Origin of the sequence: Sciscionella sediminilitoris, from assembly GCF_000737195.2 — a bacterium.
GTDB classification, from domain to species: Bacteria; Actinomycetota; Actinomycetes; order Mycobacteriales; family Pseudonocardiaceae; genus Sciscionella; species Sciscionella sediminilitoris.
Genome location: NZ_JALM01000095.1, coordinates 1 through 22,542, shown reverse-complemented (window position 1 = coordinate 22,542; position 22,542 = coordinate 1). Strand labels below are relative to the sequence as shown.

The window sequence follows — 22,542 nt, the reverse complement described above, 5'->3', positions numbered from 1 at the left end:
AGCCGCTCGAACAGCGGCAGCTTCGCCAGTTCCTCGGCGCGGGACTCCTTCGAGGAGGACGCGGTGACGCCTTCGAACAGCTGCATGAACTTCTGCAGCGGGTCGTAATCGCCCTCGCGGCGGTCGTAGATCATGTCCAGCGCGACCGTGCGCTGTTCGTCCTCGATCTTGGCCATCGGCAGGATCTTCGAGGCGTGCACGATCGCCGAGTCGAGCCCGACCTCGCGGCACTCGTGCAGGAACACCGAGTTCAGCACCTGACGCGCCGCCGGGTTCAGGCCGAACGAGATGTTCGAGAGGCCGAGCGTGGTCTGCACATCCGGGTGGCGTTCCTTGAGCTTGCGGATCGCCTCGATCGTCTCGACACCGTCCTTGCGGGACTCCTCCTGACCGGTGGCGATGGTGAAGGTCAGGGTGTCGATGATGATGTCCGACTCGGCGAGACCGAACTTGCCGGTGATGTCGGCGATCAGGCGCTCGGCGATCTCCACCTTCTTGTCCGCGGTGCGCGCCTGGCCCTCCTCGTCGATGGTCAGCGCGACGATGGTGGCCCCGAACTCCCGGACCAGCTCCATGACCTTGGTGAACCGGGACTCCGGTCCGTCACCGTCCTCGTAGTTCACCGAGTTCACCGCGCACCGCCCACCGAGATGCTCGAGCCCGGTGCGGATCACGTCGATCTCGGTGGAGTCGAGCATGATCGGCAGGGTCGAGGCGGTGGCGAACCGCCCGGCGATCTCGGCCATGTCCTTGGCGCCGTCCCGGCCGACGTAGTCGACGCACACATCGAGCATGTGCGCCCCGTCCCGGGTCTGGTCCCTGGCGATCGCGACGCAGTCGTTCCACTCCTCGGCGATCATCGCCTCGCGGAACTTCTTGGAACCGTTCGCGTTGGTGCGCTCGCCGATCATCAGTACCGAGGCGTCCTGCTCGAACGGAACCGGCTGGTAGAGCGAGGAAATGCTGGGCTCGCGCTCCGGGCTGCGCTCGGGCGAACGGAGATTCTTCACGGCTTCGGCCACCGCGGCCACGTGCCGGTCGGTGGTACCACAGCAGCCGCCGACCAGCCGGGCGCCGTAGTCGGTGACGAACTGGCTCAGCGCCTGGGCCAGCTCCTCGGGCTGCAGCGGGTACACGGCACCGTTCGGGCCGAGCTCGGGCAGCCCGGCGTTCGGCATCACCGAGATCGGCGCGTTCGCGTGTTTGGCGAGGTACCGGAGGTGTTCGGACATCTCGGCCGGGCCGGTCGCGCAGTTCATCCCGATCAGGTCGATGCCGAGCGGTTCGAGCGCGACCATCGCCGCACCGATCTCCGAGCCCAGCAGCATCGTCCCGGTGGTCTCCACGGTGACCTGGGCGATGATCGGGATGCGGATGCCCTCCCGCTCCATGGCGTGCTGGGAACCGATCACCGCGGCCTTGGTCTGCAACAGGTCCTGGCAGGTCTCCACCAGGATCGCGTCCGCGCCGCCGATCAGCAGTCCGCGCGCGGCCTCCGCGTAGGCGTCTCGCAGCGTGGCGTACGGCGCGTGACCGAGGGTCGGCAGCTTCGTCCCCGGACCCATCGAACCGAGCACGAACCGGTCGCCGTCGTATTCGTCGGCGACCTCACGGGCGAGCGCCGCGCCGGTCCTGGCGAGTTCGAAGTTGCGCTCGGTGATGTCGTACTCGGCGAGGTTCGCGAAGTTGCAGCCGAAGGTGTTGGTCTCGACCGCGTCTGCGCCCGCGTCGAAATAGCCGCGGTGGATGGCCCGGACCACGTCCGGCCTGGTCACGTTCAGGATCTCGTTGCAACCTTCTAGATTGTCGAAATCGGCAAGGGAGAGATCCTGCGCCTGCAATGCGGTGCCCATCGCACCGTCCGCGACCACGACTCGTTCGTTCAGTGCATCCAACAGCGCGGTATTGGTCAGATTCCCTTTTTGATTGTCCGACATGGGTCCAGCCTACGGTCCCCGGTCAACAGCGGACACGACGTAGGCTGTCCGGGTGTCAGAGACCGAAGCCGAGAACACCGAGCCCGGGGCACCGCGGAAGGCGATCCTCGTCGCCGCTTTCGAGGGCTGGAACGACGCGGGCGATGCAGCTACGACAGCGGTCGAGCACCTGCAGCTGATCTGGGACGCCGCCCCGCTCACCGAGCTCGATCCGGACGACTACTACGACTTCCAAGTGAGCAGGCCCACAGTCCGCATGGTGGACGGAATCACCCGCAGCATCGAGGAGCCGACGACTCGGGTCACCCGCGCGACCCCGCCGGACAGTGAGACACAGGTGCTGCTGCTGCACGGTCTCGAACCCAATATGCGCTGGCGGCAGTTCTGCGGGGAGATCATCTCACTCGCTGAGAAGTACGAGGTATCGATGCTGGTGACGCTCGGTGCGCTACTCGCCGACACCGCCCACACCCGGCCCATCCCGGTCAGCGGGGCGGCGCACGACACCGACTCGGCCAAGCGCTTCGGACTCGCCCGCTCCGAGTACGAGGGCCCGACGGGGATCGTCGGTGTGCTCCAGGACGCCTGCGTGCGCGCCGGGATCCCGGCGGTCTCGTTCTGGGCCGCCGTACCGCACTACGTGTCCCAGCCGCCCTCGCCCAAGGCCACGATCGCCCTGTTACGCAGGGTGGAGGATCTGCTCGGCACCCCGGTCAGCCTGAGCTCGCTGCCCGACCAGGCGCGCGAATGGGAGCAGACGGTCAGCGAGATGATCGCCGAGGACGAGGAGGTCGCCGAATACGTGCGCGGCCTCGAGGAACGCGGGGACGCGGAACCGCCGATGGACGAGGTCTCCGGAGACGAGATCGCCAGGCAGGTCGAGCAGTACCTGCGCCGTCGCGACGAGTGACCGGGAGAGCACCCCGGCCACCCGCCGCGGCCCCAGGTCCCTGCGGCGCCGTCCCTACAGCGCCACGCCGAGCAGCGCGTCGACCGCGGCGGCCAGCGCGGCCGGCGCCTGCGGATCGGTGCCCCGGCGCTCCAGTGCCTCGGTGACCCAGCCATCGATCGCGGCGAGCGCCCGCGGGGTGTCCAGATCGTCGGACAGGTGATCGCGCAGCCGGGCGATGGTGTCGGTGGCATCCGGCCCGGCGGACAGCGCGAAGGCGGTGCGCCAGCGGGCCAGCCGCTGCTGGGCCTCTTCCAGGGTCTGCTCGGTCCAGGACCGGTCCGCGCGGTAGTGCGTGGCGAACAGGCCGAGCCGGATCGCCATCGGGTCGACCTCGCTCGCCCGCAGTTTCGAGACGAACACCAGGTTGCCCTTGGACTTGGACATCTTCTCGCCGTTCAGTCCGACCATGCCCGCATGCGTGTAGTGCCGCGCGAACGGCCGCTGCCCGGAAAGCGCCTCCGCGTGTGCCGCCGAGTACTCGTGGTGCGGGAACGCGAGATCCGATCCGCCGCCCTGCACGTCGAACGGAATACCGAGCCGGTTGTAGGCGATGGCCGAACACTCGATGTGCCAGCCGGGCCGCCCCTGCCCCAGCTCGCTTTCCCAGGACGGTTCGCCCGGCCGCGCCATCCGCCACAGCAGCGCGTCGAGGGGATGCCGCTTGCCGGTGCGCTCCGGGTCACCGCCGCGTTCGGCGAACAGGGCGCGCATGCTGTCCTCGGACTCGTTCGACTCGTAGCCGAAATGCCCGGTCGCGGCGTGGTCGAAGTAGACGTCCGGGTACTCGGGATCGTCGGCCCGGTAGGCGGCGCCCGAGGAGAGCAGTTTGCCGACCACCTCGATGATCTCCGGGATGGATTCGACGGCGCCGACGAACTCCCGCGGCGGCAGCACCCGCAGCGCCTCCATGTCCTCGCGGAACAGCGCCGTCTCGCGCAGCCCGAGCACCACCCAGTCGTCCTTGTCCCGCTCGGCCCGCTCCAGCAGCGGATCGTCGATATCGGTCACGTTCTGCACGTAGTGCACCGCGTGCCCGTTGTCCAGCCAGATCCGGTGCACGAGGTCGAACGCGAGGTAGGTGGCGGCGTGGCCGAGGTGGGTGGCGTCGTACGGGGTGATCCCGCAGACGTACATCCGCGCCGTGCTCCCCGGGGCGGTCGGCCGCACCTGGCCGGTCGCGGTGTCGTGAAGCCGGAGCGGACGCGGTTTCCCGTCGACCCTCGGCACGTCGGTTGGCGCCCATGTCTGCATGACATCGACGATAACCGTTGCTCCCGGCCGCCGACCCGCCCGTCCACGGCGTGAAATCAGCCGGATCAGGTGCGGCGGCCGCGGAGATAGTCGGCGACGACGGCGGCACCGAGCCCGTCGAGATCGGGTGCGACGACCCGGCCGTTGGCGCGGCGGGCGAGCAGGTCCACGAACTCGGTCAGCCGCGGATCCTCGCCGAGCCGGAAGATCGAGGTACTCGCCCCGAGCCTGGCCAGACCGTCCACTTCGGACACAGTGAGCGCGAGAGTGCGCGGATCCGGCGGATAGCTGAACTCCGCGGCCCCGTCGGGCTCGAGGTGCGCGGTCGGCTCGCCGTCGGTGACCACGAGCAGCACCGGGTTCGCGTCCGGGTTGCGCCGAAAATGCTGCCCGGCGAGCAGCAGCGCGTGGTGCAGGTTGGTGCCCTGTTCCCAGGTGCCCTCGAGCGCGACCAGCTCACCGAGCTCCAGGGTGTTCGCGTGCCTGCCGAACCCGATCAGCGCGAGTTCGTCGGTGCGGTACCGGGTGCTGATGAGCTGGTGCAGCGCGAGCGCGGTGCGCTTCATCGGCAGCCACCGCCCCTCGGCGACCATGGACCAGGAGGTGTCCACGCACAGGGCAACCGCCGCCCGTTCACGTTTCTCGGTCTCGATCACCTCGACATCGCGCACATCCAGGCGCACCCCGAAAGCGCCGGTCTCCGCGGACCGCAGCACCGCGTTGCGCACGGTGCGCGCCACATCCCAGGATTCGGTGTCCCCGAACCGCCATGGCCGGCTCGATCCGGTCGGTTCCCCGGCCGCACCCGCCCTCGTGGTGTCCCGCTCACCGCGACCGGCCCGCAACGAGCCGAGCACATCGCGCAGCGCCACCGCGCCGAGCCTCCGCAATGCCTTGGGCGACAACCGCAGCGTTCCGTCCTCGGCCCGTTCGAAGAGGCCACCCCGATGCAGTTCGCGTTCCAGTTCGGCCAGCCTGCGCGCGCTCACCGCGGCGTCTTCGCCGAGCTGCGCGGCCAGCGCCTCCAGGTCGATGTCCTCCAGCCGGGCACCCGGATACGACTGGGCGAGCTGTTCGGCGAGCGCGTCGAGCTGGCCGAGCTCCTGCATCGCCTGCGCCCCTTCGGCGAGCCCGAGCGGATTGTCCCCGCGCATCCGGGCCGCGGAATCCCAGTCCTCGCCCGGACGCAGCGCTCGCAGCAGACCGTCCATCGTGGACAGTCCCTGGCCGATCCGCGAATCACCGAAGGCCTGCGCGGACAGTTCGGCGAGCTCCGCGCGCTGCTCGGCGGACATCGAGTTCATCATCCGCTGCGCGGCGGCCGAACGAGCGGCCAGCGCGTCCACCAGTTCCTCGGTATTACGAGGGTTCTCCGGGAAATACTGGCCGTGGTCGCGCATGAACCCGGCGAACCGCTCGCTCGTGTCCTCCCCCCGCGCATGTGCCGCGAGCAGTTCGTTGAGGTCCTCGAGCATCCCGGCCATCGCGTCCACGTCCGCCTTGCCGACCTGCCCGAGCGCGTCCTTCATGCCCTCGAACCGGGACTGCATGAGCTGTTCCCCTAGCAGATCCCGGATCCGCTGATAGTCCTCGCGTGCCTGTTCGGAACGCCAGGGGTACTCGGCGAGCTCGTTCACCGCGCCCGCGGTGGAACTGGGCAGCGCGTCCAGCCGCGCCTCGGCGAATCGCGCGTCATCGCCCGGATCGGGGAACAGGGCGCGGCGTTCGGCGTCCAGCGCGCGCTCGAGCAGTTCGCGCACCTCGTTCAGGGTGCCGTCCAGGTTGTTCTCCCGCTGCAGCTTCGCGCGCCGCTGCCACAGCTGCCTGGTCAGCTCGTCCAGCCCGGTGGTGCCCGGTGTTCCCCTGCGGAGCAGTTCCTCGAGCGCGGAACGCGGCGAGGCACCGTCCATCACGTCCCTGCCGAGTTCGTCCAGCGCCTCCCGCAGGTCCAGTGGCGGCGCGAGCGGATCGGGCCCCTCGTGCCAGCGGCCGTAGCGCCAGGTACCGCTCATGGCCCGTACACCGTCTCGGATTCGTCCGCGTCCTTGGCGAGGCGGCGGGCCAGATACAGGGATTCGAGGGCGAACTCGATCGCGGCCGCGATCCGTGCCGGTTCCCGTTCCGCCCCGGGTTCGGTCAGCCGCTCCACGATGTCGTGGCACACCGGCAGTTCCGGCAGCGCGTGCAGGATCTCCCGCGCGGGGACCCGCTCCCCCGTGGTCACCACCCGGCCGTCCACAATGGACTCGACAAGCGGGTTCATGTCGATCCCGCCGAGCCATTCCCGTGCCGTCTCGGCGAACGCCCTGCGCAACAGGTGGCGCAGGTGCTCGAGTTCGCGCCCCTGTTCCCCGGTCTCGAATTCGACCTTGCCGCGCAGTACCTCGGGTACCGCTTCCAGATCGACCGGGCGCGCCACCGGAATCGGCTCACCGATCAGCGTGGCGCGGCGCAGCGCGGCGGCGGCCACGGTCTCCGCGGCGGCCACCGCGAACCGGGCGGACACCCCGGAACGCTGGTCCACCGCACCGGATTCGCGCAGCAGCCGCACATACCGGGCGAGTACCTCGATCAGCGGCTCGCCGAGCTCCGCGCCGAGCTCGGCCTCCTGGCGCACCACCTCGGCCTCGGCGGCCACCGTGAGCGGGTAGTGGGTACGGATCTCCGCGCCGAACCGGTCCTTGAGCGGGGTGATGATCCGGCCCCGGTTGGTGTAGTCCTCCGGATTCGCGGTCGCCACCAGCAGCACGTCCAGGGGCAGCCGCAGCGTGTAGCCGCGCACCTGGATGTCGCGCTCCTCCATCACGTTGAGCAGGGCGACCTGGATGCGTTCCGCCAGATCGGGCAGTTCGTTGATGCCCACGATCCCGCGGTGCGCGCGGGGCACGAGGCCGAAATGGATCGTCTCCGGGTCACCGAGGCTGCGGCCCTCGGCCACCTTGACCGGGTCCACATCGCCGACCAGGTCGCCGACGCTGGTGTCCGGGGTGGCCAGCTTCTCGGTGTACCGCTGGGACCGGTGCACCCACTCCACCGGGAGCTCCTCACCGAGTTCGGCCGCGCGGCGCAGGGATCCCGGAGTGATCGGCGCCATGGGGTGTTCACCGAGTTCGGCTCCGGCGATCACCGGGGTCCACTCGTCAAGCAGCACGGAAAGGGTGCGCAGCAGCCGGGTCTTGCCCTGACCGCGTTCGCCGAGCAGCACCACGTCGTGCCCGGCGAGCAGGGCCCGCTCCAGCGCGGGAAGCACCGTCCGGTCGAATCCGACGATGCCCTGCCACGGATTGCTTCCCGCGCGCAGGGCCGCGAGCAGGTTCTCGCGCAGTTCGGTCTTCACCGGCCGCGGTGGATACCGCCCCGATTCCCGGAGCGCGCCCAGCGTCCTCGGCTGGGGCATCGGTGATCGCGGCGTGGTTGACTGGGTCACGGTCGACTCCTTCACTCGCTCCGCTTCCGACGCTACGTCGCGGAACGGGATCTTGCGAGGTGGAGCAACTCCAGCTCACCCAGGGCCTGCGATAATGCCGCGCCATGAGCACCCCCATCCGGTTCAGCTGGACCCTGCGCCGCGCCGATCATCTCGACCTGCTGCGCACCTCGATGCCACTGATCCGGTTCGCACCGCTGTTCGCGGCCGCGCTGGCGGTGGCCGGAGTGGTCCTGCTCGTGCTCGGGCAGTGGCTGCCCGGCGTTCTCGGCCTCGTTCTCGGCGCGCTCGTACTCGCGGTGCCCTACTGGCAGGCGGTGCTCTCCGAACGGCACTATCCCTTGGCGGGCAAGGAGATCAGTGCCAGCGCGGACCAGACCCGGGTGAAACTCGACGTGGCCGCGCATGCGCACAGCGAACTCGCCTGGGACCGGATCAGCGGCTGGTCGGACACCGGGCGCACGATCGTGCTGCGCACCGGATCCGCAGGCGGTTACCCGATTCCGCGGCGCGCGTTCACCGATCCCGGGCAGGCGGCGGAGTTCACGAAGCTGTTGCACGCCAAGGTCGGCGCACCCGGGAACCGACCCCGCTGACGGCACCCGGAATCGCCTGCGTAGCATCGGATGTGTGGCGAGTGTGAGCGCGACACTGGTGGTGTGGGCGGCGGCGTGGCGCTATGGTCGCGCCGCTTCGGACGACGTATTGGACGCCTTGCAGGTGTGGGCGGATGTGCACCGGGTGCGTGCCGCCGATCCGCGCACCGCGGCGGCGCTGGACCTTCCGGGAAGTGGTGAACCGCCTGCGGCGCCTGCGCTGTTGCTCGCGGCACTGCGCAACGCCGATCTGGCGGATGCGGGCATCGTGTTGCCGATCCCCGGGGATGTGCGCGGTCTCGGCGGGAAATCCTCCTTCGCCGAGGACGCGATGCGCGCGGGCGAAGCCGTCCTGCTCGCCTCGGCGGGCCTGGGCATCGTGCCGAACAAGGTCAGCCAGGACGAGGTCCAGTGGACCGTCTACACGCTTCCCCAGCTGACCGGCCGCGAGCACACCCCGCTCTCCCAGGCCGAGCACGACCTTTCCGGCTCCATGCGGGCCGCGGCGACCGCGCTGATCGAGCTCGGTGTCGCCAAGGCCCGGCCCAATGTGCGCGAGGAGATCGCCGAGCACGTGGCGCGCAATCCCGAGGTGCCGTGGCCGGACGGGATGCCGGGCCGAGCGGTACGGGTGCTGGCCCGCGCCGCCGAACTCGACGCGATCCTGTGGGTGGCCAGCGGTGATCAGCCGGGTGGCGCCCTGTCCGCGCGTACCGCACGGGCCCGCGAACAGGTGCTCCAGCCGTTGATCAGCGCGGTGCGCTCGGCCCGCTGCGCCGCGGTGGACGAAGCGGTCCGAGCGCTTTCCGAAGAGGCCGAGCCCGCCGAACAGACCGAGCCGAGCTCGTCTAACTGACGCAGACCGCGGCTTCCTCCTCGGTGTCCTCGCTGTGCCGGTGTTCCACCTGCTGGGGTTCCGGCGCGCCGATCCGGCGGTCGAGCAGCAGCGAACCGAAACCGGCGAGCAGGGCGAGGACCACGATGCCCGCGCCGACCACCGGGACCGTCGGGTAACCGAGCCCCGCGTCGATCACCGCCCCGCCGACGAGCGGGCCGACCGTGTTGCCGATGTTGAAGGCGGACACGTTCATGGAGTTCGCCAAGGTCGGCGCTTCCCCTGCGAGGCTGAACATCCGGCCGAGCAGCGCCGGGTTCGCGCCGAAGCCGGCGAACCCGAGCAGGCCGACCGCGACGATCGCGAGCACCTTGTTCTCTCCGAACAGGCCGAGCGCCGCGAGCACCAGCGCCAGCGCGGCGAGCGGGAGGAACAGGCTCGCGAACGGGTGGCTGTCCGCGAACCGGCCGGCCACCTGCAGTCCGATCACCGCACCGACACCGAACACCGCGAGCAGCAACGGCACGATGCCCTCGGTGAATCCGCTGACACCGACCAGGAACGGCGACAGGTACGAGAAGGTGCCGAAGATCGCCGCACCGGTCAGGCTGATGGTGCCCAGCGCCACCCAGGCCCGTGGCTGGCGGAACACGCGCAGTTCCGCGCGCAGATTCGGCTGCGCTCCCCCGCTGCTCGTGTGCAGCCGGGGAACCAGCGCGAGCACTCCGAGCATAGCCACCAGCGCGGCGCCGGCCACGGCGAAGAAGGCGCCGCGCCAGCCGCCGCCCTCGCCGATCACCGTGCCCAGCGGGACGCCGAGCACATTGGCGACGGTCAGGCCACCGACGAAGACCGCGAGGCCGCGGGCCCGTTTACCCGGACCCGCGAGCCGGACCACCACCGTGCCGCCGACCGCCCAGAACGCCCCGGTCGCCACCGCCGTGACCACGCGCGCCACCACGAGCGTCGAGTAGTCCGAAGCGAACCCGGCGACCACATGACCGAGCACGAACACGGCCAGCGCGCCGAGCAGCGTGGCCTTGCGCGGCCAGCGCAGCGTCAGTGCCGCCATTACCGGGGCGCCGACCACCATGCCGATCGCGAACGCCGCGATCAGTCCGCCGACCGCCGACACCGATACCCCGAGATCGCGCGCCATTCCCGGTAACAGACCGGAAATCATGAACTCGGTCGTGCCGAGCGCGAACACGCTCAGCGCGAGCACGTACACACCGCGATGCATCAATTTCCCCTCGAAAATCCACTGACTGAACCAAGGAGGGCAACCAATGCCGGGAGCGGGTTGTTCCCCTGCGGAGAAATCCGCCCATACTTCGGAAAATCGGTTGTGCCGGGAATACTCAGGATGTACTGGAGCAGCAGTCCGGTTCGCACGGCGCGCCGTTGACCGTGCAGCCGGCGAGCGGGAACGCGGACAGTTTCCGCGCCGGGGCACCGATCCGGTGTTCCTGGATCAGTTCCACGATCAGCTTCGCGAACCGCGGATCGGTGCCCGCGGTCGCCGCCCTGGCGAACTCCATACCGTGTTCGGCCGCACGCTCCGCGGCCTCGTTGTCCAGATCCCAGACGACCTCGAGGTGATCGGAGACGAAGCCGACCGGATGCACCGCGACCGCGCCGATCCCCTTGGCGTGCAAGGCATCCAGGTGATCCACGATGTCCGGCTCGAGCCACGGGATGTGCGGCGGCCCGGAACGGGACTGCCAGACCACGTCGAACTCGGCGACCCCGGCCCGTTCGGCGACCAGCCGGGCCGCCTCGTGCACCTGCCGCGAGTACAGCCTGCCGCCCCCGGCCTCGGTCCCGGCGCGCTCGTCCGCCGCGGTCGGAATGGAATGCGCGGTGAACACCAGGCGGCCCGGTTGCCCGAGCTTCGCCAGCGCCGCGGTGACCGCCTCCGCACCGGCCTCCACGAACAACGGGTGGTCGAAGAACTGCCGCAGCTTCACCAGCTCCGGGGCGTCCTCCCCGAGTTCCGCGCGCGCGGCGAGGATGTCCTCGTCGTACTGCTTGCACGCCGAATAGCCGCCATAGGCGCTCGTGGTGAATACCAGTGCCCGGCGTACCCCGTCGGCCTGCATCGTGCGCAGGGTGTCGGTGAGCATCGGATGCCAGTTCCGGTTACCGAAGTAGACCGGGAGCTCGATCCCCTCGGCGGTCAGTTCGGCGCGCACATCCTCGATGATCGCCCGATTCAGCGCATTGATCGGGGAAATCCCGCCGAAGTGCTGGTAGTGCTTCTCGACCTCGTCCAGCCGCTCCGGGGGAACCCCCCTTCCCCGGGTCACGTTCTCCAGGAACGGGCGGACATCGGCCGGTTGCTCCGGGCCGCCGAAGGAAAGCAGCAGCAGCGCGTCATAGGCGCCTTCGGTGTAGTCAGGATCGGACACATCCCCTATCATCGCGCGCGCGATTCCTCAGCCGTTCGCCAGGGCATCGAACTCGTCCACGATCGCCTCCACGATCTCCGGCCAGGAGGTGTCCAGCTCCCCGGCCGCCAGCGACATGGTGACCTCACTGAGCCCGCCGACGAGCAACAGCGAGCCGATCGTGGCCCGCGCGTCACCGAGCGCGTCCCCGTAGTGCAATTGCGCGTGCGCGCTGACCAGTCCGGTGAACCGGCGCACGTGCTCGTGCCTGCGGGCGCGCAGTGCGGGATTGCCGAGCGACTCCACCAGCATGGCCCGGATGATGCGTGGATCCTGCTCGGTCAGCTCGACGTAGGCGTACAGCGCGGCGCGCAGCTTCTCCCGCGGCTGCGCTGGCGCCTTCTCCAGTGCCGTGCGCACCCGCTCCTCGAGGGTGCCCGCCGCATCGTCGAGCACCGCGACCAGCAGCGCGTCCAGATTGGCGAAGCTCTCGTAGAAGTACCGCTCGGTCAGCCGCGCCCGCCCGCACACCGCGGTCATCGTGGTCGCGGCCAGTCCTTCGGTGCCGAGCAGTTCGTAGCCCGCCTCGATGAGCTGCGCCCGGCGCTGCCGTGTTCGCTCCGCACCGGAGGCTCCTCGATAGCTGCGGGTCACCCGCTCGATCCTGCCATCAACGTTGACGTGACCGCACACACGTTCTAGCATCTGACATACGTTCCTGTCAGATTGTTTCTGCGGAGGGCCCGATGACCGTGCTCGCCTCACCCCCGAAGACGACCGACCTCCGCCCGGTCCCCGGTGCACGCAGCTGGCCCTACGCGGGCTTCCTGCTCACCACCGACCGGCTCGGCTCCGCGCGGCGCCGTTTCGACCAGTACGGCCCGATCAGCTGGTCGAACGCGCTCGGCCGCAAGATCGTGCTGCTCCAAGGCCCGGATGCGATCGGCCAAGCGCTGTCCAATGTGGACAAGACCATCGCGAACGGGCCCGGCTGGCAGTTCTTCATCGGGCCGTTCTTCAACCGCGGGCTGATGCTGCTCGACTTCGGTGAGCATCTGCATCACCGGCGGATCATGCAGCAGGCGTTCACCAACGAGCGGTTACGCGGCTATCTGGACACGATGAACGCGATGATCGCCGAGCGCATCGGCGGCTGGCGGCCGCGCCCGCACTTCCGGTCCTATCCCGCGGTGCGCGCGCTCACCCTCGACGTCGCGACCGAGCTGTTCATGGGCGGCACCGAACGCGGCACCCAGAAGCGGCGGGTCAACCGGGCGTTCGCCGACACCGTGCGGGCCGGGACCTCGATCGTGCGCTATCCGCTGCCGCTGACCAAGTGGCGGCGCGGGGTGGAGGGGCGCAAGGTGCTCGAATCCCTGCTGTACCAGCGAATCGGCGCGCACCGAGAGGGTTCCGGCCGCGATCTGTTCACCTCGCTGTGCCACGCGGAGTCCGAGGACGGGCACCGGTTCACCGATGCCGACGTGGTGAACCACATGATCTTCCTGCTGATGGCCGCGCACGACACGACCACGATCACCCTCGCCACGATGATCGGCTACCTGGGCGCCGATCAGCAGTGGCAGGACGCCTGCCGTGCGGAGGCCTTCGCCATCGGGGAGGACACCCTCTGCTACGACCGTCTCGAGCAGTGCGTCTCGGTCGGGCTGGCCATGAAGGAGGCGAACCGGCTGGTGACCCCGGTGCCCTCGCAGGCGCGGCAGACGGTCGCGGACACCGAGATACTCGGGCACTTCATCCCGAAGGGCACGCTGCTCGCCTTGGACACCCTGTTCACCCACCACATGGGCGAGTACTGGCCGGATCCGGAGCGCTTCGATCCGGGCCGGTTCGCCGAGGACCGCCGCGAGGACAAGGTGCACCGGCACGCCTGGGTGCCCTTCGGCGGCGGGGTGCACAAGTGCATCGGCATGCACTTCGCCGGAATGCAGGTCAAGGCGGTGATGCACCAGCTACTGCGGAACTACCGCTGGTCGGTCGCACCGGACTACGTGCCGGACATCGACTACACCGCGCTCCCGGTACCCAAGGACGGTATGCCGGTACGCCTGGAACGCCTTTGAGCCGGTCCCCCGGAGATTTCGGGGAACCGGCTCGGGAGCACTGGCGGCTCAGCTGCCGAGGGAGTGCACTCCCCCATCGGCCATGACCATGGAACCGGTCGTGGCGGGCATCCAGTCGGACATCAGCGCGCAGATGGTGCGCGCGACCGGGCCCGCATCGGTGGTGTCCCAGCCGAGCGGGGCACGGTCGCCCCAGCTGTCCTCGAGCTCGCTGAACCCGGGGATGGAGCGGGCCGCCATGGTCTTGACCGGACCGGCCGCGACCAGGTTCACCCGGATCCCCTTCGGACCGAGTTCCCGCGCCAGATAACGGTTCGTGGACTCCAGCGCGGCCTTGGCCACGCCCATCCAGTTGTAGGCGGGCCAGGCGACGCGGGCGTCGAAGTCCATACCGACGACCGAGGAGCCGGAGCCGAGCAGCGGGAGGCAGGCATTGGCCACCGCCTTGTAGGAGAAGGCCGAGACCTCGACGGCCTTCGCGACATCCTCGGCGGGCGCGTCCAGGAAGGGCGCGCCGAGGCAGCTCTGCGGTGCGAAGGCGATCGAGTGCAGCACCCCGTCGAGCCCGTCGACGTGCTCGCGCACCCGGTCGGCGAGCGTGTCGAGGTGCTCGGTGTTCTGTACGTCGAGTTCCACCAGCGGCGCCGGGGTCGGCAGCCGCTTGGCGATGCGCTCGATGAGCGAGAGCCTGCCGAAGCCGGTGAGTACCACCTCGGCGCCCTGTTCCTGCGCCTGCTTGGCCGCATGGAAGGCGATCGAGGACTCGGTGATCACCCCGGTGATCAGCAGCCGCTTGCCCTCAAGCAGTCCGGACACGGTTGATTCCTCCAGTCTGTGCGCTAGTTCGTTCCGAAAACCTAGTGGCCCATGCCCAGGCCGCCGTCGACGGGGAGCACCGCCCCGTTGACGTAGGAGGCGCCGGCGAGGAACACCGCGGCCTCGGCGACCTCCTCGACATCCCCGAGCCGGCCCGCGGGCACGTTGGCGAGGATTTCCTCGTGCCTGCGATCGGTGACGTCGTCGATCATGGCGGTCTTGATGAACCCGGGAGCGATCACGTTGGCGGTGATGTTGCGGCTGGCCAGTTCGCGGGTGATGGAGCGGGCGACGCCGATCAGCCCGGCCTTCGAGGCCGCGTAGTTGACCTGGCCCGGTGAGCCGGACATCGCGACCACCGAGGAAATGAAGATCATCCGGCCGTACTTGGCCCGCAGCATGCCGCGGGTGGCCCGCTTGGCGACGCGATAGGCACCGGCCAGGTTCGTGTCCAGCACACTGGTGAACTGCCCCTCGTCCAGGCGCATCAGCAGCGTGTCGTCGGTGACCCCGGCATTGGCCACGAGCACCTCGACCGGTCCGTGCGCGGCCTCCACCTCCTTGAACGCCGCGTCGACCGATTCGGCGTCGGTCACATCGCAGGTCACCCCGAACAAATCCGCCGGCGCACCCGAACCACGGTGCGTCACGGCCACCTTGTCCCCCTGCTCGGCGAACGCGCGCGCGATGGAAAGCCCGATGCCCCTGTTACCGCCGGTGACGAGAACCGACCGTGCCACGTGTTGTCTCCCTAAGGTTGTTCACTCCCGATACCGCGCGTCAGGCTATCGGGTTAAGCTACCGGCCGGTCATGTAGGAACCGCACAACAATCACGGTACGCGTTGGTTCAGCCCGATCGCGCCCGCGGCGGCGATGATCGCCAGCACGGTGCCGAAGATCAGCCAGGGCCTGCTGGCATCGGCGACCCGCTTCTCGTAACCGATCTGCTCACCGATCGTGTCGTAGACCTTCTTCAGTTCATCGGCGCTCGCGGCCTTGAAGAAGTTGCCCCCGGAGAGGTTGGCGATCTCGTGCAGCGACTCGTCGTCCACGTCCACCGGAACCGGGGTGCCGTCCACATCGACCGAGGCTCCCATGGTGCCGAAGGAGATCGTGGAAACCGGGACACCCTGCTTCTTCGCCTGCCGCGCCGCGGTGAACCCGCCCCGCGGATCATCCGGATTCCAGGTCGGCACGGTCTGCTTTCCGTCCGACATCAGCACGATCCGTGCCGGTGGCGGACCGTCCGGTCCGGAGACCACCTCGCCGAAGCTCTTGATCGTGTGCAGCGCGGAGAAGATCGCCTCACCGGTGGCCGTGGAATCGGCCAGCTTCAGCGAATCGATCGAGCTGACCACCGGTCCGCGGTCGGTCGTCGGGGACACCAGGGTCACCGCCGAACCGGCGAACGAGATCAGCCCGAGGTTGATCCCCGGAGTGAGGTCGGTGACAAAGGATTTCGCCGCGACCTTCGCCGCCCCGATCCGGGTCGGCCGCACATCCGTGGCCTTCATCGACTGCGAGGTGTCGATCACCAGCATCACGATGGCCCGGTTTCGCGGCACCTTCTGCTCGGCCGTCGGACCGGCAAGGGCCACCGTGAGCACCAGCAGGGCGACACCGAGCACCGCCGCCGGACCGTGCCGCCACCAGTTCTGCCGCTTCGGGGCTACCTTGTCCAGCATCGCCAGGTTGGTGAACCGCATGACGTGTCGGCGCCTGCGCCGTTGCACCACGACGTAGCCGGACACCAGCGCGGCCACCGCCAGCAGCAGCAGGAACCACCACGGGTCGGCGAATCCGGAAAGACTCATCAGGCTCCGCTCCACCTTCGCTTGCGGGCCATCACGAACCGGACCATGTCCGCGATCCAGTCCGAATCGGTACGCAGCACCAGGTGCCCGGCGCCCACCGTGCGCAGCGCCGAGGCGACCTCGGTCCGGTGCGCGGCCGCCGCGGCGGCGAACTCCTTACGCAGCAAGGGGGTGGTGTGCACCTCGCGCTGCCGTCCGCTCTCCGGATCGGCGAGCACCACGCTGCCGACGTCGGGCAGCTCCACGTCCCGGGGATCGAGCACCTCGACGGCGAGCAGTTCGTGCCGGGTGCTCAGCCCGCGCAGCGCGCGCAGCCAGTTCACTTCGCCGAGGAAGTCGGAGACGACCACGACCAGGCCACGCCGCCTCGGCGGCCTGCGCAGCGCTTCCAGCACCTCCGCGAGATCACCGCGGGTGCCTTCCGGGGCGAGCGGGGTCTCGGCGACCTTGCGCAGCAGTCCGCGGGCGTGCGCGAGCCCGCCACGCGCCGGGTACCGGTCGGTGCGCTGGCCCGTCGCGACGACCGCGCCGATCCGGTTGCCCCCGCCCCTGGTGAGGTGGGTGACCGCGGCGAGCGCGCAGATCGCCAGGTCCCGTTTGGCGCACACCGCGGTGCCGAAGTCCAGGCTCGGCGAGAGATCCATACCGACCCAGGTCTCCAGCTCCCGGTCGGCGATCGTCTCCCGGATGTGCGGCTGGGTCATCCGCGCGGTGACCGCCCAGTCCATCCGGCGCACATCGTCACCGGGCTGATAGGGCCGCGCCTCCCCCGCCTCGCTTCCCGGTCCGGGAACGAGGCCGAGATGGTTGCCCTGCAGCAGGCCGTCGAGCCGGCGCCGGACGTCGATCTCCAGGTTGCGCAGTCCCGCCTCCAGCCGGTCCCCGCTGAGCACCGGTGGCGCCCAGGGAGCCGCCCTTCGCTGCCGCGCCTGCTCCGCAGCCAAGCTCAGGACCTGCCCGGGGCCTGCTGCGCCTGGGGCATCATCGGTTGCTGCGGCTGCTGAGGCTGCTGCGGCTGGGCCTGCGGAGCCTGCGGGCGCGCCGCGACCTGCGGCAGCGGCACGGTCTGCAGGATGCGGGTGATCAGGTGGTCGAGCGGAACCCCGTCGGCGAGCGCGTCGTAGGAGAGCACGATGCGGTGCCGGAGCACATCCGGGACCACGTCGACCACATCCTGGGGCAGCACGTAGTCCCGCCCGCGGACCAGCGCGAGCGCGCGGGCGCTGGCGATGATGCCGAGGCTGGCGCGCGGCGAGGCACCGTAGGCGATCCAGTGCGCCACGTCGTTCAGCCCGTGTTCGCTCGGCGCCCTGCTGGACGCGACGAGGCGCACCACGTAGTCGACGAGCGCGTGGTGCACGAAGACGTTGCTCGCCACTTCCTGGAGACGGGTCAGCTGCTGCGGGGAGAGCACCTGCTGCGGGCTGGGCGGGGTGACGCCCATCCGGTACACGATCTCGCGCTCCTCCTCGACCGTCGGGTACTCCACGACGATCTTGAACAGGAACCGGTCGCGCTGTGCCTCGGGCAGCGGGTAGACACCCTCGTTCTCGATCGGGTTCTGGGTGGCGAGCACCAGGAAGGGATCCGGGGTCTTGAAGGTCTCGCCGCCGATGGATACGTGCCGCTCGGCCATCACCTCGAGCATCGCCGACTGCACCTTCGCCGGGGCGCGGTTGATCTCGTCGGCGAGCACGAAGTTGGCCATCACCGGACCGAGCTCCACGTCGAAGCGCTCGCTGCCCTGCCGGTAGATCCGGGTACCGAGGATGTCCGCGGGCACCAGGTCGGGGGTGAACTGCACGCGGGCGAAGGAACCGCCGACCACCCGGGCGAAGGTCTCCACCGCGAGGGTCTTCGCGACGCCGGGAACGCCTTCGAGCAGCAGGTGCCCCTTGGCGAGCAGACCCACGAGCATCCGCTCGACCAGCCGGTCCTGTCCGACGATGACCCGCTTGACCTCGAGTACCGTGCGCTCGAGCAGCTGCGCGTCGGCCGCCGGTGTGGCGACCGGGCCGCCCGCTTCCTGGCCCGTCCCGACTTGTTGGCCCTGATTGGTCACCGCGAAGTCCTCCCCGGATACGAGTGCCGCGACGGTTCCAGCGAAACCTACGCGGGGTGTAACGGGCGTGAACTGCTGCCCGCGCCCGTCACCCTAATAAGTCCGCGCCGTACTCAGCAGAGGGGGCCACCGGCCACGTAGATCACCTGGCCGGACACGAAACCCGCGCCCTCGCTGACGAGAAAGGACACGGTGTGCGCGATGTCCTCGGGCTGGCCGACCCTGCGCACCGGGATCTGCTCGGCCGAGGCCTTCTTGAAGTCCTCGAAACCGACCCCGACCCGCTCCGCGGTCGCCGCGGTCATATCGGTCTCGATGAAACCGGGCGCGACCGAGTTCGCGGTGACCCCGAACTTGCCGAGTTCCTTGGCCAGCGTCTTGGTCAGCCCCTGCATGCCCGCCTTGGCCGCGGAGTAGTTCGCCTGGCCGCGGTTGCCGAGCGCCGAGGAGGAGGACAGGTTCACGATCCGGCCGTGCTCGGCCTCCACCATGTGCTGCTGCACGTGCTTGGACATCAGGAAGGCCCCGCGCAGGTGCACGCCGAGCACTGTGTCCCAGTCGTCCTCGGTCATCTTGAACAACAGGTTGTCCCGGATCACCCCGGCGTTGTTGACCAGCACGGTCGGCGCGCCCAGTTCCCCGGCCACCTTCGCGACCGCGGCCTGCACCTGGTCGTCCTTGGACACGTCCGCGCCCAGCGCCACGGCCTTGCCGCCCGCACCGGTGATCGCGGCGACCGTGTCCGCGCAGTTGGCCTCGGCGATGTCGAGCACCCCGACGGCCATCCCGTCGGCGGCGAGCCGTTTCGCTGTCGCCGCGCCGATCCCGCGCGCCGCTCCGGTGACGATCGCTACCCGCTGCTCTGCCATGTGTTCTCCTTACTCCGTACCGTTGTTCAGCCGTACTGCTTGAGTTCCCGCCGGGCAAGAGAGCGCTTGTGCACCTCGTCCGGACCGTCGGCGAACCGCAGGGTCCGCGCCTGCGCCCACAGGAAGGCCAGCGGGGTGTCCTGGGATATCCCGCAGGCCCCGTGCGCCTGGATGGCCTTGTCCAGGATCCACTCCACCCCGGCCGGGGTGGCGATCTTGATCGCCTGGATCTCGGTGTGCGCGCCCCGGTTGCCCACCGTGTCCATCAGCCAGGCGGTCTTGAGCACGAGCAGGCGCAGCTGCTCTACCCGCACCCGTGCCTCGGCGATCCAGTCGGTGATCACCCCCTGCGCCGCGAGCGGTTTGCCGAACGCCTCACGCCCGAGTACCCGCTTGCAGGTCAGCTCGATCGCCCGTTCGGCCATCCCGATCAGCCGCATGCAGTGGTGGATCCGTCCGGGTCCCAGCCTGGCCTGCGCGATCGCGAAGCCCTCGCCCTCCCCCGCGATGATGTTCTCCGCGGGGACCCGCACGTTCTCGAACAGGATCTCGGCGTGCCCGCCGTGCGGGCCGTCGTCGTAACCGAAGACCTGCATGCCGCGCCGCACGCGCACACCGGGAGTGTCCCGCGGCACCAGTACCATCGACTGCTGGCGGTGCCGCTCCGCGCCGGGATCGGTCTTGCCCATCACGATGAAGATCGCGCAGTCCGGGTTCATCGCCCCGGAGGACCACCACTTGCGGCCGTTGATCACGTATTCGTCGCCGTCACGTTCGATCCGGGTGCCGATGTTCGTGGCGTCCGAGGAGGCCACATCCGGCTCGGTCATGCAGAACGCGGAGCGGATCCGCCCGTCGAGCAGCGGTTCGAGCCACCGGCGCTGTTGTTCCGGGCTGCCGAACTGGGCGAGCACCTCCATGTTCCCGGTGTCCGGGGCGGCGCAGTTGAGCGCCTCAGGGGCCAGGTGCGGGCTGCGCCCGGTCAGTTCCGCCAGCGGGGCGTACTGGAGATTGGTCAACCCGGCCCCGCGCTCGTCGTGCGGAAGGAAGAGGTTCCACAGGCCGCGTTCCCGGGCGGCGGACTTGAGATCCTCGATGACCGGTGGCCGCGCCCACCGATCCGCTGCCGCCGCCACCTGCTCCGCGAAGACGGGCTCGGCCGGGTAGACGTGCTCGACGAGAAAGCCGCTCAGCTTTTCCCGCAGCGCCTCCGTCTTGTCGTCATAACCGAAGTCCATGACCGGAGCATACTGACTAGTCGGTATGGCGCATAGTCACGCCGGACGAGTGCTCCACTCCGGAGCGGTTCAGTCCATCAGGAAGTACGCCCAGTCGCCGGCATCGTCGCGGCCGAGCACATAGCGCGATTCGATCTTTGGCCCGCCGTGCAGGTACACGTGCGTGAGCACCTGGCCCTCCTCCGGCTGGTGCAGCTGCTGGCTTCGCCCGTCCAGTGGCCCGCCGAGGCAGCGCGCGCTCGGCGCCGGGTCCACCCGCTCCGGGGTCCCGGCCGCGTTCGCGGCGAGTGCTGCCCAATCGCCGAGCTCTCCGGCGATGTCGTTGTCGGCCATAACTCCAGCCTGGCATGGTCACCCAGGGCGCGCCAACCTCCACGGGAATGCGCACTCTTGGTGCCAGCGGGTAACCACTCAGAAGATCGTCTTCACTCGAACGGACCAACATCGTCCTTCGGGGTTCGCCGGATTAGGCGCCACGCCCGGTAGGTCCTAGAATCAACGGGCCTTGACCCGACCGTGTGTTTCATTCCTCTGGGTAAGACGGCCCCTACCGAACATATTTGAGCGAGAAGGATTTTCGTTGCACGGTGAAGCGCCCGCCGGCCACGACGACGGTCCCACCAGCGAAGCGATCGAGTCATTCGCCTCCTCGATCGCCAGCCTCGCCGCGGTGGACAGTAACCTCGCCGTCCCTCCCGCGACGCTGCGCTCTCTGTTCACCGAACAGTTCACCCGGCTGGTGGCCGCGCTCCGCGAACAACGCGAGGACAAGCCCGCCGATCACGAGCTCGGCTACCGGATGGGCGTCGAAGTCCTCGCGGTGAACCTCAACGGCCCGGCCGCGCTACCGACCGTGCTCACCACGCTCCAGTCGGATGCTCTCGCTCTCGCGGGAATCCCGGACCGGGAGGACAACCAGTCCCGGCTGCGCACCATCACGGGCGGGTTCGCCGCGGGCTACGTGCACGCGGTCCGGGAACGGCTGCTCGACGAGCAGGAGTCGATCAAACGCTCGGCGCTGCTGGCCAACGAGGCCGCGGAACGCTCCCGCCGCCGTTCCGAAGCACGGTTCCGCGCGGTGTTCACCAGGACCGGGATCGGTATGGCGCTCGGTGACGTGGACGGGCGGTTCGTCGAGGTCAACCCGACCATCTGCCAGATCTTCGGGCGCAGCGCGGAAGAACTCGTCGGCCACGCGGTGCTCGAGTTCACCCACCCCACGGACAAGAAGCGGCTCACCGACTTCTATCAGGAACTGGTCGCGGGCAAGCGCGAATCCTTCGCCGACGAGTTCCAGGTGATGAACGGCCAGGGCGAACCGGTGTGGACGCACGTGACCATGACGATGATGCCCGAATCGGAAAGCGGCGAGCGCTACGCGATCGGGACCGTGGAGAACGTGACCGACCTGCAGCTGCTGCGCGCGGAACACAACCGCACCGTGGAACACGACCGGCTCACCGGTCTGCCGAACAACGACCGGTTGCGCACCAGGATGAACGATCTGCTCGAGGACGCCGAACAGGGCGAGCAGGTCGCGCTGTGCTTCTTCGACATCGACGGGTTCAAGGTCATCAACGACGGACTCGGCGGAGAGGTCGGCGACAAGATGCTGCTGTCCCTGGCCACCGCGCTGCGCTCCAAGTTCGGCGGTACCCGCAACACGGTCGCGCGGGTTGCCGGTGATGGTTTCGCCGCGCTCATCCGCAATCCCTACTCCAGCAAGTGGCTCATCGATCAGGTCCAGGATCTGCAGTCGCTGGTCGGCGAACCGTACTTCGTGGACAAGAAGCAGGACGGCGTCGCGCTCTCCCTATCGACGGGCATCGTGATCCACGAGGCCACCACGATCGGTCCCGACGAACTGATCCGCGCCGCCGAGATCACGCTGCACCGGGCGAAGGCCAAGGGCAAGGCGCAGTGGATGTTCTACGACGCCGAGCAGGACGCGATCGATCGCAGGCGGTACCACCTCGGCGCGATCCTGCCCGGCGCGCTCGAATCCGGCGAGTTCTCGCTGCTGTTCGAACCGGCGAAGCGGCTGGCGAGCAACGAGGTGCAGGCCTACATCGCCTCGCTGCGGTGGTGGCGGCGCGACACCGGGTACCTGCGCGGCGAGGACTTCATGCCGCTCGCCGAGGAGACCGGCATGGTGGTCGGGCTCGACCGGTGGGTGATCAACGAGGTCTGCGGGAACATCGCGCGCTGGCAGAACGAGTTCGAGACACCGGTCCCGCTGATCTCCATCCCGATCGCCTCGCGCACCGCCC

The 22,542-nt window shown here is 69.2% G+C and carries 20 protein-coding genes; 5 read left to right on the top strand and 15 right to left on the bottom strand.

Annotated features, from left to right (window positions below; genetic code table 11):
* Positions 1-1,937, bottom strand: a 1,937-nt coding sequence (locus AD72_RS29830) for a homocysteine S-methyltransferase family protein (RefSeq protein WP_031469966.1), incomplete at its 3' end; no start/stop codon positions are given.
* Between the two features lie 52 nt (positions 1,938-1,989).
* Here AD72_RS29830 and AD72_RS29825 point away from each other — a divergent pair.
* Positions 1,990-2,847 (top strand): PAC2 family protein, encoded by an 858-nt coding sequence (locus tag AD72_RS29825; protein WP_031469965.1) that lies wholly within the window; start codon positions 1,990-1,992, stop codon positions 2,845-2,847.
* Positions 2,848-2,901: 54 nt separating this feature from the next.
* On the opposite strand, the gene mshC is transcribed toward AD72_RS29825, so the two are convergent.
* From mshC to AD72_RS29810, 3 genes are all read right to left on the bottom strand, one after another.
* The gene (gene mshC / locus AD72_RS29820; RefSeq protein WP_031469964.1) at positions 2,902-4,140 is read right to left on the bottom strand and encodes a cysteine--1-D-myo-inosityl 2-amino-2-deoxy-alpha-D-glucopyranoside ligase; all 1,239 of its coding nucleotides are present in this window, start codon (positions 4,138-4,140) and stop codon (positions 2,902-2,904) included.
* 65 nt (positions 4,141-4,205) lie between these two features.
* Positions 4,206-6,152, bottom strand: a complete 1,947-nt coding sequence (locus AD72_RS29815; protein ID WP_031469963.1) for a vWA domain-containing protein — start codon at positions 6,150-6,152, stop codon at positions 4,206-4,208.
* Complete coding sequence (locus AD72_RS29810) at positions 6,149-7,537, bottom strand: sigma 54-interacting transcriptional regulator (protein WP_031469962.1); 1,389 nt, start codon at positions 7,535-7,537, stop codon at positions 6,149-6,151. The genes AD72_RS29815 and AD72_RS29810 overlap by 4 nt, the downstream gene beginning before the upstream one ends.
* A 134-nt stretch (positions 7,538-7,671) precedes the next feature.
* On the opposite strand from AD72_RS29810, the gene AD72_RS29805 reads away from it, so the two are divergent.
* Together AD72_RS29805 and AD72_RS29800 are read left to right on the top strand one after the other, a co-directional pair.
* Positions 7,672-8,163: a YcxB family protein gene (locus AD72_RS29805; RefSeq protein ID WP_031469961.1), complete on the top strand. Its 492-nt coding sequence runs from the start codon at positions 7,672-7,674 to the stop codon at positions 8,161-8,163.
* A 34-nt stretch (positions 8,164-8,197) separates the two neighbouring features.
* Positions 8,198-9,019: a hypothetical protein gene (locus AD72_RS29800; protein ID WP_051899151.1), complete on the top strand. Its 822-nt coding sequence runs from the start codon at positions 8,198-8,200 to the stop codon at positions 9,017-9,019.
* Here AD72_RS29800 and AD72_RS29795 read toward each other — a convergent pair.
* The 3 genes from AD72_RS29795 to AD72_RS29785 form a co-directional block, all read right to left on the bottom strand.
* Positions 9,012-10,241 (bottom strand): Cmx/CmrA family chloramphenicol efflux MFS transporter, encoded by a 1,230-nt coding sequence (locus AD72_RS29795; protein WP_037347803.1) that lies wholly within the window; start codon positions 10,239-10,241, stop codon positions 9,012-9,014. The genes AD72_RS29800 and AD72_RS29795 overlap by 8 nt on opposite strands.
* A 118-nt stretch (positions 10,242-10,359) precedes the next feature.
* On the bottom strand, positions 10,360-11,421 hold the full coding sequence (locus tag AD72_RS29790) for a ferrochelatase (RefSeq protein WP_051899150.1): 1,062 nt from the start codon (positions 11,419-11,421) through the stop codon (positions 10,360-10,362).
* A 15-nt stretch (positions 11,422-11,436) separates the two neighbouring features.
* Positions 11,437-12,093, bottom strand: coding sequence for a TetR/AcrR family transcriptional regulator (locus AD72_RS29785; RefSeq protein ID WP_082469223.1), 657 nt, complete (start codon positions 12,091-12,093; stop codon positions 11,437-11,439).
* A gap of 41 nt (positions 12,094-12,134) precedes the next feature.
* On the opposite strand from AD72_RS29785, the gene AD72_RS29780 reads away from it, so the two are divergent.
* Positions 12,135-13,472, top strand: coding sequence for a cytochrome P450 (locus AD72_RS29780; protein WP_031469956.1), 1,338 nt, complete (start codon positions 12,135-12,137; stop codon positions 13,470-13,472).
* A 48-nt stretch (positions 13,473-13,520) separates the two neighbouring features.
* Here AD72_RS29780 and fabI read toward each other — a convergent pair whose 3' ends face one another.
* From fabI to AD72_RS29740, 8 genes are all read right to left on the bottom strand, one after another.
* On the bottom strand, positions 13,521-14,288 hold the full coding sequence (gene fabI / locus AD72_RS29775) for an enoyl-ACP reductase FabI (protein ID WP_031469955.1): 768 nt from the start codon (positions 14,286-14,288) through the stop codon (positions 13,521-13,523).
* A 41-nt stretch (positions 14,289-14,329) separates the two neighbouring features.
* Positions 14,330-15,028 carry a 3-oxoacyl-ACP reductase FabG gene (gene fabG / locus AD72_RS29770; protein ID WP_031469954.1) on the bottom strand — a complete coding sequence of 233 codons (699 nt, stop codon included), beginning with the start codon at positions 15,026-15,028 and terminating at the stop codon, positions 14,330-14,332.
* A 91-nt stretch (positions 15,029-15,119) separates the two neighbouring features.
* Positions 15,120-16,103, bottom strand: a complete 984-nt coding sequence (locus tag AD72_RS29765; RefSeq protein ID WP_031469953.1) for a VWA domain-containing protein — start codon at positions 16,101-16,103, stop codon at positions 15,120-15,122.
* Positions 16,103-17,047, bottom strand: coding sequence for a DUF58 domain-containing protein (locus AD72_RS29760; RefSeq protein ID WP_031469952.1), 945 nt, complete (start codon positions 17,045-17,047; stop codon positions 16,103-16,105). Before AD72_RS29760 ends, AD72_RS29765 begins: the two co-directional genes overlap by 1 nt.
* A gap of 2 nt (positions 17,048-17,049) precedes the next feature.
* Positions 17,050-18,165: an AAA family ATPase gene (locus tag AD72_RS29755; protein ID WP_037347801.1), complete on the bottom strand. Its 1,116-nt coding sequence runs from the start codon at positions 18,163-18,165 to the stop codon at positions 17,050-17,052.
* 113 nt (positions 18,166-18,278) lie between these two features.
* Complete coding sequence (gene fabG, locus AD72_RS29750) at positions 18,279-19,034, bottom strand: 3-oxoacyl-ACP reductase FabG (protein ID WP_031469950.1); 756 nt, start codon at positions 19,032-19,034, stop codon at positions 18,279-18,281.
* Positions 19,035-19,060: 26 nt separating this feature from the next.
* Positions 19,061-20,272: an acyl-CoA dehydrogenase family protein gene (locus AD72_RS29745; protein WP_031469949.1), complete on the bottom strand. Its 1,212-nt coding sequence runs from the start codon at positions 20,270-20,272 to the stop codon at positions 19,061-19,063.
* 69 nt (positions 20,273-20,341) lie between these two features.
* Positions 20,342-20,605, bottom strand: coding sequence for a hypothetical protein (locus AD72_RS29740; RefSeq protein ID WP_425480789.1), 264 nt, complete (start codon positions 20,603-20,605; stop codon positions 20,342-20,344).
* Positions 20,606-20,852: 247 nt separating this feature from the next.
* Here AD72_RS29740 and AD72_RS29735 point away from each other — a divergent pair.
* Positions 20,853-22,542 (top strand): diguanylate cyclase domain-containing protein (locus AD72_RS29735; protein WP_031469947.1); only part of this gene is annotated, 1,690 nt, incomplete at its 3' end.